Here is a 13,622-nt window from a genome sequence, read left to right as displayed (position 1 = left end):
CTTACTTGGAGTAGAGCTCGACAATCAGGCTTTCGTTGATGTCGGCGGACAGATCACTGCGAGCTGGAACGTTCTTGAAAACGCCCGACTTCTTCTCAGTGTCTACTTCTACCCATTCTACGCGGCCACGTTGGGCACACAGATCGAGAGCTTGGACAATGCGAAGTTGGTTTTTTGCTTTCTCGCGAACAGCAACCACGTCACCAGCACGAACCTGGTAAGACGGAACGTTAACGGTTTTGCCGTTTACGCTGATCGACTTGTGCGATACCAGCTGACGGGATTCGGCACGAGTCGAACCAAAGCCCATACGGTATACAACGTTGTCCAGACGGCATTCGAGCAGTTGCAGCAGGTTTTCGCCTGTTGCACCTTTCTTGCCAGCAGCTTCTTTGTAGTAGCCGCTGAATTGACGCTCGAGAACGCCGTAGATACGACGGACTTTCTGCTTTTCACGCAGTTGGGTGCCGTAGTCGGACTGGCGACCGCGGCGTTGGCCGTGGATACCAGGTGCTGCTTCAATGTTGCACTTCGATTCGATCGCGCGCACGCCGCTCTTCAGGAAGAGATCGGTGCCTTCGCGACGAGCGAGTTTGCATTTTGGACCAATGTAACGAGCCATTCTTCACAATCTCCTGGATTACACGCGGCGCTTCTTCGGCGGACGGCACCCGTTGTGCGGGATTGGCGTCACGTCGGTGATGCTGGCGATCTTGTAGCCACAGCCGTTCAAAGCACGGACTGCAGATTCACGACCTGGGCCTGGACCTTTGACGTTAACGTCGAGGTTTTTCAGACCGTATTCCAGCGCAGCTTGACCAGCACGCTCAGCAGCTACTTGAGCAGCGAACGGGGTGGACTTACGGGAACCGCGGAAACCCGAACCACCGGAGGTAGCCCAGGAAAGAGCGTTACCTTGACGGTCGGTGATGGTCACGATGGTGTTGTTAAAAGAAGCATGGATGTGGGCGATGCCATCAACCACTGTCTTTTTAACTTTTTTACGAGGACGAGCAGCAGGTTTTGCCATGATTAAATTCCTGTCGATTCGCTGGGGCGATTACTTGCGGATCGGCTTACGCGGACCTTTACGGGTACGCGCGTTGGTCTTGGTACGCTGACCGCGTACTGGAAGACCGCGACGATGACGCAGACCGCGATAGCAACCGAGGTCCATCAAGCGCTTGATTTTCATGTTGATTTCGCGACGCAGGTCACCTTCAGTGGTGAACTTCGCCACTTCGCCACGCAGCTGTTCAATTTGCTCGTCGCTCAGATCCTTGATCTTAGCGGCTGGGTTTACCCCAGTCTCTGCACAGATTTTCTGCGCAGTTGTGCGACCAACACCATAGATGTAGGTCAGCGAGATAACAGTATGCTTGTTATCTGGAATGTTAACGCCTGCAATACGGGCCATTCAGTGGGACTCCAATTGACAGCTACCTACGCCCCGGAAGCCAAGAAATAGGGCGCGAGATAATATCGCTGTAATAACAAATAATCAACCCGGTAGCACACTAGCTACCGGGTTTGAAGCACAATCACACTCAGCCTTGGCGCTGTTTGTGACGCGGTTCCGCGCTGCAAATTACTCGAACAACACCTTCGCGGCGAATAATCTTGCAGTTACGGCACAGCTTTTTCACCGATGCACGAACTTTCATCACCAACTCCTCGAACCTTATGGGTACTCAGCGCAACATGCCGCTGCCGTAACCCTTCAGGTTGGCTTTCTTCATCAGGGATTCGTACTGGTGCGAAACGAGGTGCGATTGTACTTGGGACATGAAGTCCATCACAACCACGACGACGATCAGCAACGAGGTCCCGCCAAGGTAGAACGGAACGTTTGCCGCAACCACCAGGAACTGGGGCAACAGGCACACGGCCGTCATGTATAGAGCACCGAACATGGTCAAGCGAGTCAGAACACCATCAATGTAGCGCGCAGACTGCTCACCTGGACGGATGCCCGGAATAAAGGCACCGGACTTCTTCAGGTTTTCCGCTACGTCTTTCGGATTGAACATCAACGCCGTATAGAAGAAGCAGAAGAAAATAATCCCTGCACTAAACAGCAGAATATTCAACGGCTGACCAGGAGCGATCGACTGCGAGATGTCCTGCAACCAGCCCATACCCTCAGACTGACCAAACCAGGCACCCAGCGAAGCCGGGAACAGCAGAATGCTGCTCGCGAAAATGGCCGGAATAACACCGGCCATGTTCACCTTCAGCGGCAGGTGGCTGGTCTGCGCAGCAAAAACCTTGCGGCCCTGCTGACGCTTGGCGTAGTGAACAGCAATACGACGCTGACCACGCTCAATGAACACCACGAAACCGATAATCGCTACTGCCAGCAAACCGATGGCAACCAGGGCGAAGATATTGATATCACCCTGACGCGCAGACTCGAAAGACTGCCCGATTGCTCTCGGAAGACCGGCGACGATACCCGAAAAAATCAACATCGAGATACCGTTGCCAACACCACGCTCAGTAATCTGCTCACCCAGCCACATCATGAACATCGCACCAGCCACAAAAGTGGATACCGCGACGAAATGGAAGCCAAAGTCACCAGTGAACGCAACGCCCTGCCCTGCCAGACCAATGGACATGCCAATTGCCTGAACGAGAGCGAGGACGACAGTGCCGTAGCGGGTGTACTGGCTGATCTTGCGACGGCCAGCTTCACCTTCCTTCTTCAACTGCTCCAGCTGCGGGCTGACGGCGGTCATCAATTGCATGATGATCGATGCCGAAATGTACGGCATGATCCCCAGTGCAAAAATGCTCATCCGCTCCAGCGCGCCGCCGGAAAACATGTTGAACAAGCTAAGAATGGTCCCCTCATTCTGTCGAAACAGGTCCGCGAGTCGGTCCGGGTTGATACCTGGAACCGGGATGTGTGCGCCTATTCGGTAGACGATAATCGCCAGGAACAGAAAACGCAGACGAGCCCAGAGTTCAGACATACCGCCTTTGCCGAGCGCAGAGAGAGCACCTTGCTTAGCCATTTATTCCTCGAACTTGCCGCCAGCTGCTTCGATAGCCGCACGCGCACCTTTGGTGGCGCCGATTCCCTTCCCGATGGTTACAGCGCGAGTCACTTCACCGGACAGCATGATTTTCACACGCTGTACGTTGACGTTGATCACGTTGGCATCTTTCAAGGACTGCACGGTGACGATGTCGCCTTCCACTTTGGCCAGCTCGGACAGACGCACTTCTGCGCGGTCCATGGCTTTCAGGGAAACGAAACCGAACTTCGGCAGGCGACGATGCAGCGGCTGTTGACCGCCTTCAAAGCCTGGAGCAATGGTGCCACCGGAGCGGGAGGTCTGACCTTTGTGGCCACGGCCACCGGTCTTGCCCAAACCACTACCGATACCACGGCCCGGACGATGCTTTTCGCGACGGGAACCCGGCGCTGGACTCAGATCATTGAGTTTCATCGATTAACCCTCGACACGCAGCATGTAGTAAGCCTTGTTGATCATCCCGCGATTCTCGGGAGTATCCTGGACTTCTACAGTGTGACCGATGCGACGCAGACCCAGACCCTTAACGCACAGTTTGTGGTTAGGGATGCGGCCGGTCATGCTTTTGATCAGCGTTACTTTAACGGTAGCCATGATCAGAAGATCTCCTTGACGCTTTTGCCACGCTTGGCGGCAATGGATTCAGGAGATTGCATGGCTTTCAGACCCTTGAAAGTGGCGTGAACCACGTTTACCGGGTTAGTCGAGCCGTAGCACTTGGCCAGAACGTTCTGAACGCCAGCAACTTCGAGAACGGCACGCATAGCGCCGCCAGCGATGATACCGGTACCTTCAGAAGCAGGCTGCATGTATACCTTCGAAGCGCCATGGGCGGACTTCGTTGCGTACTGCAGGGTGGTGCCGTTCAGATCAACCTGGATCATGTTGCGGCGAGCAGCTTCCATTGCCTTCTGGATCGCAGCAGGCACTTCACGCGACTTGCCACGGCCGAAGCCAACACGCCCTTTACCATCACCTACCACGGTCAACGCGGTGAAGGTGAAGATACGGCCGCCTTTAACGGTTTTGGCTACGCGGTTAACTTGAACCAGCTTCTCGATGTAGCCTTCGTCGCGCTTTTGGTCGTTATTTGACATAACTTAGAACTCCAGCCCAGCTTCACGAGCAGCATCAGCCAGCGCCTTGACGCGACCGTGGTACTTGAAGCCAGAGCGGTCGAAAGCCACCTGCGAGACGCCAGCGGCTTTAGCACGCGTAGCGACCAGCTGGCCAACCTTAGTGGCCGCGTCGATGTTGCCGGTAGCACCATCACGCAGTTCTTTATCCAAAGTCGAAGCACTTGCCAGGACTTTGTTGCCGTCGGCCGAAATGACCTGGGCGTAGATGTGCTGCGACGAGCGGAACACGCAGAGACGCACGACTTCGAGTTCGTGCATTTTCAGGCGTGCTTTGCGAGCGCGACGCAGTCGAGTAACTTTTTTGTCGGTCATTTGCTATGCCCTACTTCTTCTTGGCTTCTTTACGACGGACGACTTCGTCCGCGTAGCGCACACCTTTGCCTTTGTACGGCTCTGGTGGACGGAAGTCGCGGATCTCGGCGGCCACTTGACCTACCAGCTGCTTGTCGATGCCCTTGATCAGGATATCGGTCTGGCTAGGAGTCTCAGCGGTGATGCCTTCCGGCAGTTCATAATCCACTGGGTGCGAGAAGCCAAGAGCCAGGTTCAGCACTGTGCCTTTTGCTTGCGCTTTGTAACCAACACCGACCAGCTGGAGCTTGCGCTCGAAGCCTTGGCTTACGCCTTGGACCATGTTGTTTACCAACGCACGAGTGGTACCGGCCATTGCGCGAGTCTGTTGATCGCCATTGCGAGCAGCAAAACGCAGCTCACCAGCTTCTTCAACAATCTCAACGGACGAATGGACGTTCAGTTCGAGAGTGCCCTTGGCACCCTTCACCGAAAGCTGTTGACCTGCGAATTTGACTTCGACACCGGCTGGCAGCTTAACGGGGTTCTTAGCGACGCGAGACATGCTTATCCCCCCTTAGAACACAGTGCAAAGAACTTCGCCGCCGACACCGGCAGCGCGCGCAGCACGATCCGTCATCACACCTTTGTTGGTGGAGACGATAGACACACCGAGACCGCCACGAACTTTTGGCAGATCCTCGACGGACTTGTACTGACGCAGGCCTGGGCGGCTGACGCGCTTCACTTCCTCGATGACCGGACGGCCTTCGAAGTACTTCAGCTCGATGGACAGCAGTGGCTTGATTTCGCTGCTGATCTGATAACCCGCAATGTAACCCTCGTCCTTCAGGACTTTGGCAACAGCTACCTTCAAAGTAGAAGATGGCATGCTTACGACGGACTTTTCAGCCATCTGGGCATTACGGATTCGAGTTAGCATGTCCGCTAACGGGTCCTGCATACTCATGGGCTAGACGCTCCTAATACACAAAAAATTAGCCTTTCGACTACTACGTGTCGCCGAATACATCCGTACAAAAAAGCACGGGCTCAGGCGAGCCGGGTATTCTAGACACACCCCAGAAATGAATCAAGCCCCAATAGGGGCTTGATTCAAGTACAAGGTCACCGGCGGTCAGGTTCTTGCAACCCTGAACGCCGAGACTTTGACAGTGCTTACCAGCTGGCTTTAACCAGACCTGGAACGTCACCACGCATTGCCGCTTCACGCAGTTTGTTACGGCCCAGGCCGAACTTGCGGTAAACGCCGTGCGGACGACCAGTCAGGCGGCAACGGTTACGCATGCGCGAAGCGCTTGCGTCACGTGGTTGCTTCTGCAGAGCTACGGTAGCTTCCCAACGTGCTTCTGGACTTGCGTTCAGATCCACGATGATCGCTTTGAGCGCTGCACGCTTGGTGGCGTACTTGGCAACGGTGAGCTGACGCTTCAGCTCACGGTTTTTCATGCTCTTCTTGGCCATTTTCCTACTCCAATCAGTTGCGGAACGGGAATTTGAAAGCACGCAGCAGAGCGCGGCCTTCGTCATCGTTCTTGGCAGTGGTGGTCAGGGTAATGTCCAGACCGCGGAGAGCATCGATCTTGTCGTAGTCGATTTCCGGGAAAATGATCTGCTCTTTAACGCCCATGCTGTAGTTACCACGACCATCGAAGGACTTGGCATTCAGACCGCGGAAGTCGCGGACCCGAGGCAGGGAGATCGACAGCAGACGATCCAGGAACTCGTACATACGCTCACGGCGCAGGGTCACTTTGACGCCGATCGGCCATCCTTCGCGGACTTTGAAGCCAGCGATGGATTTACGAGCGTAGGTCACAACGACTTTCTGGCCGGTGATCTTTTCCAGGTCAGCAACAGCGTGCTCGATGACTTTTTTGTCGCCGATCGCTTCGCCCAGACCCATGTTCAGGGTGATCTTGGTAACGCGCGGAACTTCCATCACGTTCGAAAGCTTAAGTTCTTCCTTAAGTTTCGGAGCGATTTCCTTCCGGTAAATCTCTTTTAGTCGTGCCATGGTCTTCTACCTAGCAGTGTTCAAGCATCAACCGCTTTTTGGGTCGACTTGAAGACACGAATTTTCTTACCGTCTTCTACTTTGAAACCAACGCGGTCAGCCTTGTTGGTTTCGCCGTTGAAGATGGCGACGTTGGAAGCGTGCAGTGGCGCTTCTTTCTCGACGATACCGCCCTGTACGCCCGACATCGGGTTAGGCTTGGTATGACGCTTGACCAGGTTCAGACCACCAACAACCAGACGGTTGTCAGCAAGAACCTTCAGCACCTTACCGCGCTTACCTTTGTCTTTGCCGGCGATCACGATGATCTCGTCGTCACGACGAATCTTTTGCATGTCGGATCTCCTTACAGCACTTCTGGGGCGAGCGAGACGATCTTCATGAACTTCTCAGTACGAAGTTCACGGGTCACTGGCCCAAAGATACGGGTGCCGATCGGCTCTTGCTTGTTGTTCAGAAGAACAGCAGCGTTGCCATCAAAGCGGATAATGGAGCCATCAGCACGACGTACGCCGTGACGAGTGCGGACTACAACAGCAGTCATCACTTGGCCTTTTTTCACTTTACCGCGAGGAATTGCTTCCTTGACGGTAACTTTGATGATGTCACCGATACCAGCGTAACGACGATGGGAGCCACCCAGCACCTTGATGCACATAACACGGCGAGCGCCGCTGTTATCGGCCACATCGAGCATGGATTGAGTCTGAATCATATAATTTCTCCGACCCCTAGTCCTTAGACTTCCACAGCGCGTTCGAGAACATCAACCAGCGCCCAAGACTTGGTCTTGGCCAAAGGACGAGTTTCACGAATAGTGACTTTGTCGCCAATGTGGCACTGATTGGTTTCGTCGTGCGCGTGCAGCTTAGTCGAACGCTTAACGTATTTACCGTAGATCGGGTGCTTAACGCGACGCTCGATCAGTACGGTGATGGTTTTGTCCATCTTGTCGCTGACAACACGGCCAGTCAGCGTACGGACAGTCTTTTCGGCTTCAGCCATGATCACTTACCTGCCTGCTGGTTGAGCACAGTCTTCACGCGAGCGATGTCACGCTTAACTTGCGAGAGCAGATGCGACTGCCCCAACTGGCCAGTTGCTTTCTGCATGCGCAGATTGAACTGGTCGCGCAGCAAGCCGAGCAGTTGCTCGTTCAGCTGCTGTGCGGATTTTTCACGAAGTTCATTCGCTTTCATCACATCACCGTCCGTTTAACAAAGGAGGTGGCGAGCGGCAGCTTTGCAGCAGCCAGGGCGAAAGCCTCACGCGCCAGCTCTTCAGAAACACCCTCGATTTCATACAGGACTTTGCCTGGCTGAATCTGGGCAACCCAGTATTCGACGTTACCCTTACCTTTACCCATCCGAACTTCGAGTGGCTTCTTGGAAATAGGCTTGTCCGGGAATACACGGATCCAGATCTTGCCGCCACGTTTTACGTGACGGGTCAGAGCACGACGCGCTGACTCGATCTGACGAGCGGTGAGACGACCACGAGCAACAGACTTCAGCGCGAACTCGCCGAAGCTGACTTTGCTACCGCGCAATGCCAGACCACGGTTGTGGCCGGTCATCTGCTTGCGGAACTTCGTACGCTTAGGTTGCAACATTTGGCGTACCCCTTACTTAGCAGCTTTTTTACGAGGCGCTGGTGCTTGTGGCTTCAGCTCTTCTTGGCGACCACCAATTACTTCGCCTTTGAAGATCCAAACCTTTACACCGATCACACCATAGGTGGTGTGAGCTTCGTAGTTGGCATAGTCGATGTCGGCACGCAGGGTGTGCAGTGGCACACGACCTTCGCGATACCATTCAGTACGTGCGATTTCAGCACCGCCGAGACGACCGCTCACTTGGATTTTGATGCCTTTGGCACCAATGCGCATGGCGTTCTGTACTGCGCGCTTCATAGCGCGACGGAACATTACACGACGCTCCAGCTGCTGAGCTACGCTCTGCGCAACCAGCATACCGTCGAGCTCCGGCTTGCGGATCTCTTCGATATTGATGTGCACAGGCACACCCATTTGCTTGGTCAGGTCCTGACGCAGTTTCTCAACATCTTCACCTTTCTTCCCGATAACGATACCTGGACGAGCGGTGTGGATGGTGATGCGTGCAGTTTGGGCCGGACGATGGATATCGATACGGCTTACGGACGCGCTTTTTAGTTTGTCTTGGAGGTACTCACGCACATTCAGATCTGCGAGCAAATAGTCCGCATAAGTCCGACCGTCTGCGTACCAGACGGAGGTGTGCTCCTTGACGATTCCCAGGCGAATGCCAATGGGATGTACTTTCTGACCCATCTCTTCGACTCCGTTACTTGTCAGCAACCTTGACAGTGATATGGCAAGACCGCTTGACGATGCGATCAGCACGGCCTTTGGCACGTGGCATGATGCGCTTCAGCGAACGCCCTTCGTTGACGAAAACGGTGCTGACCTTCAGGTCATCAACGTCTGCGCCTTCGTTATGCTCGGCGTTGGCTACGGCCGACTCCAGCACTTTCTTCATGATCTCGGCGGCTTTCTTACTGCTGAAAGCCAACAGGTTGAGCGCTTCGCCCACCTTCTTCCCGCGGATCTGGTCGGCGACCAAGCGGGCTTTCTGGGCGGAGATTCGAGCGCCCGACAACTTAGCGGCTACTTCCATTTCCTAACCCCTTAACGCTTGGCTTTCTTGTCAGCCACGTGCCCGCGATAGTTACGGGTACCGGCGAACTCGCCCAGTTTGTGGCCGACCATGTCTTCGTTCACGAGAACTGGGACGTGCTGACGACCGTTGTGTACTGCGATGGTCAGACCGACCATTTGTGGCAGGATCATCGAACGACGCGACCAGGTTTTCACCGGTTTGCGATCATTCTTTTCCGCCGCCACTTCGATCTTCTTCAGTAGGTGAAGATCGATAAAAGGACCTTTTTTCAGAGAACGTGGCACTGTCGTATCCCTCTATTTACTTGCGACGACGGACGATCATTTTGTCGGTACGCTTATTACCACGAGTCTTCGCGCCCTTAGTCGGGAAGCCCCATGGCGATACCGGATGACGACCACCAGAGGTACGACCTTCACCACCACCATGTGGGTGGTCAACCGGGTTCATGGCAACACCACGAACGGTTGGGCGAACGCCACGCCAGCGTTTGGCACCAGCTTTACCCAGCGAACGCAGGCTGTGCTCGGAGTTCGAGACTTCGCCCAGGGTCGCACGGCATTCAGCCAGCACTTTACGCATCTCACCAGAACGCAGACGCAGGGTCACGTAGACACCTTCACGAGCGATCAGCTGAGCCGAAGCACCAGCGGAACGAGCGATCTGTGCGCCTTTACCTGGCTTCAATTCGATGCCGTGTACGGTGCTACCAACTGGAATGTTGCGCAGTTGCAGAGCGTTGCCCGGCTTGATCGGTGCCAAGGCACCTGCGATCAGCTGGTCGCCAGCGCTCACGCCTTTAGGGGCGATGATGTAGCGACGCTCGCCATCTGCGTACAGCAGCAGAGCGATGTGAGCAGTACGGTTTGGATCGTATTCGATACGCTCGACAGTGGCAGCGATGCCATCTTTGTCGTTGCGACGGAAGTCGACCAGACGGTAATGCTGCTTATGACCACCACCAACGTGACGCGTGGTAATACGGCCATTGTTGTTACGACCACCAGACTTCGATTTTTTCTCGAGCAGCGGTGCGTGAGGAGCGCCTTTATGCAGCTCCTGGTTGACCACCTTGACCACAAAACGGCGGCCAGGGGAAGTCGGTTTGCATTTAACGATTGCCATGATGCACCCCTTCCTTACTCAGCACTGCTGCTGAAATCGAGATCTTGGCCTGGCTGAAGGGAGATAACTGCCTTCTTCCAGTCATTACGCTTGCCCAGACCGCGAGCAGTGCGCTTGCTCTTACCCAGAACGTTCAGGGTAGTAACACGCTCTACTTTCACGCTGAACAGGCTTTCGACGGCCTTCTTGATTTCCAGCTTGGTTGCGTCAGTAGCAACCTTGAAAACGAACTGGCCTTTTTTGTCAGCCAGAACCGTAGCCTTTTCGGAAACGTGCGGGCCAAGCAGAACTTTAAATACGCGTTCCTGGTTCATCCCAGCAGCTCCTCGAATTTCTTCACGGCCGACACGGTGATCAACACCTTGTCGTATGCGATCAGACTAACTGGATCGGAACCTTGCACATCACGTACATCGACGTGTGGCAGGTTGCGAGCAGCCAGGTACAGGTTCTGGTCAACAGCGTCCGACACGATCAGAACGTCGGTCAGGCTCATGTTGGTCAGTTTGCCCAGCAGGTCTTTGGTTTTCGGGGTTTCAACAGCGAAATCCTGAACCACAACCAGACGATCAGTACGCACCAGCTCAGCAAGAATGGAACGCATTGCTGCGCGATACATCTTCTTGTTCAGCTTTTGGGAGTGATCCTGAGGACGAGCTGCGAAAGTGGTACCGCCGCCACGCCAGATTGGGCTACGAATGGTACCGGCACGAGCACGGCCAGTACCTTTCTGACGCCATGGGCGCTTGCCGCCACCGGAAACGTCGGAACGGGTCTTTTGCTGCTTGCTACCTTGACGGCCGCCGGCCATGTAGGCCACGACTGCTTGGTGAACCAGCGTCTCGTTGAATTCGCCGCCAAATGTCAGTTCGGAAACTTCGATCGCTTGAGCGTCATTTACATTTAATTGCATGTCAGCTTCCCCTTAACCGCGAGCCTTGGCTGCTGGACGTACAACCACGTTGCCGCCAGTAGCGCCAGGAACAGCACCCTTGACCAACAACAGATTGCGTTCAGCGTCCACGCGCACTACTTCGAGGGACTGCACGGTCACGCGCTCAGCGCCCATATGACCGGACATTTTTTTGCCCTTGAATACACGACCAGGAGTCTGGCACTGGCCGATAGAGCCTGGAACGCGGTGGGATACGGAGTTACCGTGGGTGTTATCTTGCCCGCGGAAGTTCCAACGCTTGATCGTACCCTGGAAGCCTTTACCCTTGGACTGACCGGTTACATCAACCAGTTGACCAGCGGCGAAGAGTTCAGCGTTGATCAGATCGCCGGCCTGGTACTCGCCTTCTTCAAGGCGGAATTCCATTACGGTACGACCAGCGGCTACGTTCGCCTTGGCGAAGTGGCCAGCCTGAGCTGCTGTTACACGCGAAGCGCGACGCTCGCCGACAGTGACTTGCACTGCACGATAGCCATCGGTTTCTTCAGTTTTGAACTGGGTGACGCGATTCGGCTCGATCTCAATGACCGTGACCGGAATGGAGACACCTTCTTCGGTGAAAATACGGGTCATACCGCATTTACGACCGACTACACCAATAGTCATGTTGTAAACCTCATGAGTGTACGGGGCTTTCACCCGCTATGGCCGCCCATTTCAGAGCGTTACACGACCAAGACCGAGTCTTAGCCGAGGCTGATCTGCACTTCCACACCGGCCGCAAGATCAAGCTTCATAAGAGCATCAACGGTTTTATCCGTTGGCTGGACGATGTCCAGAACGCGCTTATGAGTACGGATCTCGTACTGGTCACGCGCGTCTTTGTTGACGTGCGGGGAGACCAGAACGGTGAACCGCTCTTTACGGGTAGGCAGTGGAATTGGACCACGCACTTGAGCACCAGTACGTTTCGCGGTTTCCACGATTTCCTGGGTTGATTGGTCGATCAGGCGATGGTCAAAAGCCTTCAACCTGATACGGATTTGCTGATTTTGCATTGGATTTCAGACTCCGGCTGCTATTCCCACCGGGCGCAATACGCCCGTTAAAAGGAGGCGCAATTCTATAGACGCCCCAGATAGGTGTCAACCCAATAAAAAAGCCCCCGCTGAGCGGGGGCTTTTTCAAAGCATCGAAGCTATCTCAAAAAGAGATTACTCGATGATTTTAGCTACGACGCCAGCGCCGACGGTACGACCGCCTTCACGGATAGCGAAACGCAGGCCGTCTTCCATCGCGATGGTTTTGATCAGGGTAACTTCCATTTGGATGTTATCACCTGGCATTACCATTTCAACGCCTTCTGGCAGCTGGCAGTTACCAGTCACGTCAGTAGTACGGAAGTAGAACTGTGGACGGTAGCCTTTGAAGAACGGAGTGTGACGACCGCCTTCTTCCTTGCTCAGAACGTAAACTTCTGCGGTGAACTTGGTGTGCGGCTTAACCGAACCTGGCTTAACCAGAACCTGGCCACGCTCAACGTCGTCACGCTTGGTACCACGCAGCAGAACGCCGCAGTTCTCGCCAGCACGACCTTCGTCGAGCAGTTTGCGGAACATTTCAACACCGGTGCAGGTGGTGGTAGTGGTGTCACGCAGACCAACGATTTCCAGTGCATCTTGAACGCGAACGATACCGCGCTCGATACGACCGGTTACCACAGTACCGCGACCGGAGATCGAGAATACGTCTTCGATTGGCATCAGGAACGGCTTGTCGATCATACGAACTGGTTCTGGGATGTAGCTGTCCAGAGTCTCTACCAGCTTCTTGACAGCGGTAGTGCCCATTTCGTTGTCGTCTTTGCCTTCCAGCGCCATACGAGCAGAACCGATGATGATTGGAGTGTCATCACCTGGGAAGTCGTAAGTGCTCAGCAGGTCGCGCACTTCCATCTCAACCAGTTCCAGCAGCTCAGCGTCGTCTACCAGGTCAGCCTTGTTCAGGAAAACCACGATGTACGGAACGCCTACCTGGCGGGACAGCAGGATGTGCTCACGGGTTTGTGGCATCGGACCATCAGCGGCCGAGCAAACCAGAATCGCGCCGTCCATCTGGGCAGCACCGGTGATCATGTTCTTCACGTAGTCAGCGTGACCTGGGCAGTCAACGTGAGCGTAGTGACGGATCAGCGAGTTGTATTCAACGTGCGCGGTGTTGATGGTGATACCACGAGCTTTTTCTTCTGGCGCGCTGTCGATCTTGTCGAATTCAACTACGGCCGAACCGAAAACTTCGGAGCAGACGCGAGTCAGAGCTGCGGTCAGAGTGGTTTTACCGTGGTCAACGTGACCGATGGTGCCAACGTTGACGTGCGGAAGGGAACGATCAAATTTTTCTTTAGCCACGACAATTAACTCCTAGCCTAAA

General features: G+C 54.7%; 27 protein-coding genes. All 27 read right to left on the bottom strand.

Annotated elements, in window-relative coordinates; all coding sequences use genetic code 11:
- Position 1: 1 nt before the first annotated feature.
- Positions 2-622, bottom strand: coding sequence for a 30S ribosomal protein S4 (gene rpsD / locus AB4O36_RS29085; RefSeq protein ID WP_122852423.1), 621 nt, complete (start codon positions 620-622; stop codon positions 2-4).
- 18 nt (positions 623-640) lie between these two features.
- Positions 641-1,030: a 30S ribosomal protein S11 gene (gene rpsK / locus AB4O36_RS29080; RefSeq protein WP_002555466.1), complete on the bottom strand. Its 390-nt coding sequence runs from the start codon at positions 1,028-1,030 to the stop codon at positions 641-643.
- A gap of 30 nt (positions 1,031-1,060) precedes the next feature.
- On the bottom strand, positions 1,061-1,417 hold the full coding sequence (rpsM, locus tag AB4O36_RS29075) for a 30S ribosomal protein S13 (RefSeq protein ID WP_009045849.1): 357 nt from the start codon (positions 1,415-1,417) through the stop codon (positions 1,061-1,063).
- A 130-nt stretch (positions 1,418-1,547) separates the two neighbouring features.
- The gene (rpmJ, locus tag AB4O36_RS29070) at positions 1,548-1,664 is read right to left on the bottom strand and encodes a 50S ribosomal protein L36 (protein WP_002555468.1); all 117 of its coding nucleotides are present in this window, start codon (positions 1,662-1,664) and stop codon (positions 1,548-1,550) included.
- Between the two features lie 27 nt (positions 1,665-1,691).
- Positions 1,692-3,020, bottom strand: a complete 1,329-nt coding sequence (secY, locus tag AB4O36_RS29065; RefSeq protein WP_003228718.1) for a preprotein translocase subunit SecY — start codon at positions 3,018-3,020, stop codon at positions 1,692-1,694.
- Positions 3,021-3,458 (bottom strand): 50S ribosomal protein L15, encoded by a 438-nt coding sequence (gene rplO, locus AB4O36_RS29060; protein ID WP_003228720.1) that lies wholly within the window; start codon positions 3,456-3,458, stop codon positions 3,021-3,023. It abuts the gene before it with no gap.
- A 3-nt stretch (positions 3,459-3,461) separates the two neighbouring features.
- Positions 3,462-3,638: a 50S ribosomal protein L30 gene (rpmD, locus tag AB4O36_RS29055; RefSeq protein WP_003176408.1), complete on the bottom strand. Its 177-nt coding sequence runs from the start codon at positions 3,636-3,638 to the stop codon at positions 3,462-3,464.
- A 2-nt stretch (positions 3,639-3,640) separates the two neighbouring features.
- The gene (gene rpsE / locus AB4O36_RS29050) at positions 3,641-4,141 is read right to left on the bottom strand and encodes a 30S ribosomal protein S5 (RefSeq protein WP_460120424.1); all 501 of its coding nucleotides are present in this window, start codon (positions 4,139-4,141) and stop codon (positions 3,641-3,643) included.
- A gap of 3 nt (positions 4,142-4,144) precedes the next feature.
- Positions 4,145-4,495, bottom strand: a complete 351-nt coding sequence (rplR, locus tag AB4O36_RS29045; RefSeq protein ID WP_003186037.1) for a 50S ribosomal protein L18 — start codon at positions 4,493-4,495, stop codon at positions 4,145-4,147.
- Between the two features lie 10 nt (positions 4,496-4,505).
- The gene (gene rplF / locus AB4O36_RS29040; protein WP_025129400.1) at positions 4,506-5,039 is read right to left on the bottom strand and encodes a 50S ribosomal protein L6; all 534 of its coding nucleotides are present in this window, start codon (positions 5,037-5,039) and stop codon (positions 4,506-4,508) included.
- A 12-nt stretch (positions 5,040-5,051) separates the two neighbouring features.
- Complete coding sequence (gene rpsH, locus AB4O36_RS29035) at positions 5,052-5,444, bottom strand: 30S ribosomal protein S8 (RefSeq protein WP_017848802.1); 393 nt, start codon at positions 5,442-5,444, stop codon at positions 5,052-5,054.
- A gap of 209 nt (positions 5,445-5,653) precedes the next feature.
- Positions 5,654-5,959 (bottom strand): 30S ribosomal protein S14, encoded by a 306-nt coding sequence (gene rpsN / locus AB4O36_RS29030; protein ID WP_003228726.1) that lies wholly within the window; start codon positions 5,957-5,959, stop codon positions 5,654-5,656.
- Positions 5,960-5,972: 13 nt separating this feature from the next.
- Complete coding sequence (gene rplE / locus AB4O36_RS29025) at positions 5,973-6,512, bottom strand: 50S ribosomal protein L5 (protein ID WP_003210069.1); 540 nt, start codon at positions 6,510-6,512, stop codon at positions 5,973-5,975.
- A gap of 20 nt (positions 6,513-6,532) precedes the next feature.
- Positions 6,533-6,847: a 50S ribosomal protein L24 gene (rplX, locus tag AB4O36_RS29020; protein WP_003186046.1), complete on the bottom strand. Its 315-nt coding sequence runs from the start codon at positions 6,845-6,847 to the stop codon at positions 6,533-6,535.
- An 11-nt stretch (positions 6,848-6,858) separates the two neighbouring features.
- The gene (gene rplN, locus AB4O36_RS29015; protein WP_002555479.1) at positions 6,859-7,227 is read right to left on the bottom strand and encodes a 50S ribosomal protein L14; all 369 of its coding nucleotides are present in this window, start codon (positions 7,225-7,227) and stop codon (positions 6,859-6,861) included.
- A gap of 23 nt (positions 7,228-7,250) precedes the next feature.
- Positions 7,251-7,517, bottom strand: coding sequence for a 30S ribosomal protein S17 (gene rpsQ / locus AB4O36_RS29010; RefSeq protein WP_003176419.1), 267 nt, complete (start codon positions 7,515-7,517; stop codon positions 7,251-7,253).
- Positions 7,518-7,519: 2 nt separating this feature from the next.
- Positions 7,520-7,711: a 50S ribosomal protein L29 gene (rpmC, locus tag AB4O36_RS29005; RefSeq protein WP_002555481.1), complete on the bottom strand. Its 192-nt coding sequence runs from the start codon at positions 7,709-7,711 to the stop codon at positions 7,520-7,522.
- Positions 7,711-8,124 (bottom strand): 50S ribosomal protein L16, encoded by a 414-nt coding sequence (gene rplP / locus AB4O36_RS29000; protein WP_003228729.1) that lies wholly within the window; start codon positions 8,122-8,124, stop codon positions 7,711-7,713. The genes rpmC and rplP overlap by 1 nt, the downstream gene beginning before the upstream one ends.
- A gap of 12 nt (positions 8,125-8,136) precedes the next feature.
- Positions 8,137-8,823, bottom strand: coding sequence for a 30S ribosomal protein S3 (gene rpsC, locus AB4O36_RS28995; RefSeq protein WP_007970424.1), 687 nt, complete (start codon positions 8,821-8,823; stop codon positions 8,137-8,139).
- 13 nt (positions 8,824-8,836) lie between these two features.
- Positions 8,837-9,169: a 50S ribosomal protein L22 gene (rplV, locus tag AB4O36_RS28990; RefSeq protein ID WP_003103908.1), complete on the bottom strand. Its 333-nt coding sequence runs from the start codon at positions 9,167-9,169 to the stop codon at positions 8,837-8,839.
- 11 nt (positions 9,170-9,180) lie between these two features.
- Positions 9,181-9,456 (bottom strand): 30S ribosomal protein S19, encoded by a 276-nt coding sequence (gene rpsS / locus AB4O36_RS28985; protein WP_085585806.1) that lies wholly within the window; start codon positions 9,454-9,456, stop codon positions 9,181-9,183.
- 16 nt (positions 9,457-9,472) lie between these two features.
- Positions 9,473-10,297, bottom strand: coding sequence for a 50S ribosomal protein L2 (rplB, locus tag AB4O36_RS28980; RefSeq protein WP_007924198.1), 825 nt, complete (start codon positions 10,295-10,297; stop codon positions 9,473-9,475).
- 14 nt (positions 10,298-10,311) lie between these two features.
- On the bottom strand, positions 10,312-10,611 hold the full coding sequence (gene rplW, locus AB4O36_RS28975) for a 50S ribosomal protein L23 (RefSeq protein WP_002555488.1): 300 nt from the start codon (positions 10,609-10,611) through the stop codon (positions 10,312-10,314).
- Positions 10,608-11,210: a 50S ribosomal protein L4 gene (rplD, locus tag AB4O36_RS28970; RefSeq protein ID WP_460120420.1), complete on the bottom strand. Its 603-nt coding sequence runs from the start codon at positions 11,208-11,210 to the stop codon at positions 10,608-10,610. The genes rplW and rplD overlap by 4 nt, the downstream gene beginning before the upstream one ends.
- 12 nt (positions 11,211-11,222) lie before the next feature.
- A complete protein-coding gene (gene rplC, locus AB4O36_RS28965) occupies positions 11,223-11,858 on the bottom strand; it encodes a 50S ribosomal protein L3 (protein WP_460120419.1) in 636 nt (211 codons plus the stop codon).
- Positions 11,859-11,938: 80 nt separating this feature from the next.
- Positions 11,939-12,250, bottom strand: coding sequence for a 30S ribosomal protein S10 (gene rpsJ, locus AB4O36_RS28960; RefSeq protein ID WP_003186070.1), 312 nt, complete (start codon positions 12,248-12,250; stop codon positions 11,939-11,941).
- Positions 12,251-12,406: 156 nt separating this feature from the next.
- Positions 12,407-13,600 (bottom strand): elongation factor Tu, encoded by a 1,194-nt coding sequence (gene tuf, locus AB4O36_RS28955; RefSeq protein ID WP_460120417.1) that lies wholly within the window; start codon positions 13,598-13,600, stop codon positions 12,407-12,409.
- Positions 13,601-13,622 lie beyond the last annotated feature (22 nt).

The organism is Pseudomonas sp. S2_E01, assembly GCF_054668365.1.
Note: the sequence above shows the minus strand (reverse complement) of the source record. Positions and strands in the feature narration are given on the sequence as shown.

Bases quoted from the DNA above. Each gene is read 5' to 3' on its own strand.
- rpsD (WP_122852423.1), bottom strand. From the start codon at position 622: ATGGCTCGTTACATTGGTCCAAAATGCAAACTCGCTCGTCGCGAAGGC.
- rpsK (WP_002555466.1), bottom strand. From the start codon at position 1,030: ATGGCAAAACCTGCTGCTCGTCCTCGTAAAAAAGTTAAAAAGACAGTG.
- rpsM (WP_009045849.1), bottom strand. From the start codon at position 1,417: ATGGCCCGTATTGCAGGCGTTAACATTCCAGATAACAAGCATACTGTT.
- rpmJ (WP_002555468.1), bottom strand. From the start codon at position 1,664: ATGAAAGTTCGTGCATCGGTGAAAAAGCTGTGCCGTAACTGCAAGATT.
- secY (WP_003228718.1), bottom strand. From the start codon at position 3,020: ATGGCTAAGCAAGGTGCTCTCTCTGCGCTCGGCAAAGGCGGTATGTCT.
- rplO (WP_003228720.1), bottom strand. From the start codon at position 3,458: ATGAAACTCAATGATCTGAGTCCAGCGCCGGGTTCCCGTCGCGAAAAG.
- rpmD (WP_003176408.1), bottom strand. From the start codon at position 3,638: ATGGCTACCGTTAAAGTAACGCTGATCAAAAGCATGACCGGCCGCATC.
- rpsE (WP_460120424.1), bottom strand. From the start codon at position 4,141: ATGTCAAATAACGACCAAAAGCGCGACGAAGGCTACATCGAGAAGCTG.
- rplR (WP_003186037.1), bottom strand. From the start codon at position 4,495: ATGACCGACAAAAAAGTTACTCGACTGCGTCGCGCTCGCAAAGCACGC.
- rplF (WP_025129400.1), bottom strand. From the start codon at position 5,039: ATGTCTCGCGTCGCTAAGAACCCCGTTAAGCTGCCAGCCGGTGTCGAA.
- rpsH (WP_017848802.1), bottom strand. From the start codon at position 5,444: ATGAGTATGCAGGACCCGTTAGCGGACATGCTAACTCGAATCCGTAAT.
- rpsN (WP_003228726.1), bottom strand. From the start codon at position 5,959: ATGGCCAAGAAGAGCATGAAAAACCGTGAGCTGAAGCGTCAGCTCACC.
- rplE (WP_003210069.1), bottom strand. From the start codon at position 6,512: ATGGCACGACTAAAAGAGATTTACCGGAAGGAAATCGCTCCGAAACTT.
- rplX (WP_003186046.1), bottom strand. From the start codon at position 6,847: ATGCAAAAGATTCGTCGTGACGACGAGATCATCGTGATCGCCGGCAAA.
- rplN (WP_002555479.1), bottom strand. From the start codon at position 7,227: ATGATTCAGACTCAATCCATGCTCGATGTGGCCGATAACAGCGGCGCT.
- rpsQ (WP_003176419.1), bottom strand. From the start codon at position 7,517: ATGGCTGAAGCCGAAAAGACTGTCCGTACGCTGACTGGCCGTGTTGTC.
- rpmC (WP_002555481.1), bottom strand. From the start codon at position 7,711: ATGAAAGCGAATGAACTTCGTGAAAAATCCGCACAGCAGCTGAACGAG.
- rplP (WP_003228729.1), bottom strand. From the start codon at position 8,124: ATGTTGCAACCTAAGCGTACGAAGTTCCGCAAGCAGATGACCGGCCAC.
- rpsC (WP_007970424.1), bottom strand. From the start codon at position 8,823: ATGGGTCAGAAAGTACATCCCATTGGCATTCGCCTGGGAATCGTCAAG.
- rplV (WP_003103908.1), bottom strand. From the start codon at position 9,169: ATGGAAGTAGCCGCTAAGTTGTCGGGCGCTCGAATCTCCGCCCAGAAA.
- rplB (WP_007924198.1), bottom strand. From the start codon at position 10,297: ATGGCAATCGTTAAATGCAAACCGACTTCCCCTGGCCGCCGTTTTGTG.
- rplW (WP_002555488.1), bottom strand. From the start codon at position 10,611: ATGAACCAGGAACGCGTATTTAAAGTTCTGCTTGGCCCGCACGTTTCC.
- rplD (WP_460120420.1), bottom strand. From the start codon at position 11,210: ATGCAATTAAATGTAAATGACGCTCAAGCGATCGAAGTTTCCGAACTG.
- rplC (WP_460120419.1), bottom strand. From the start codon at position 11,858: ATGACTATTGGTGTAGTCGGTCGTAAATGCGGTATGACCCGTATTTTC.
- rpsJ (WP_003186070.1), bottom strand. From the start codon at position 12,250: ATGCAAAATCAGCAAATCCGTATCAGGTTGAAGGCTTTTGACCATCGC.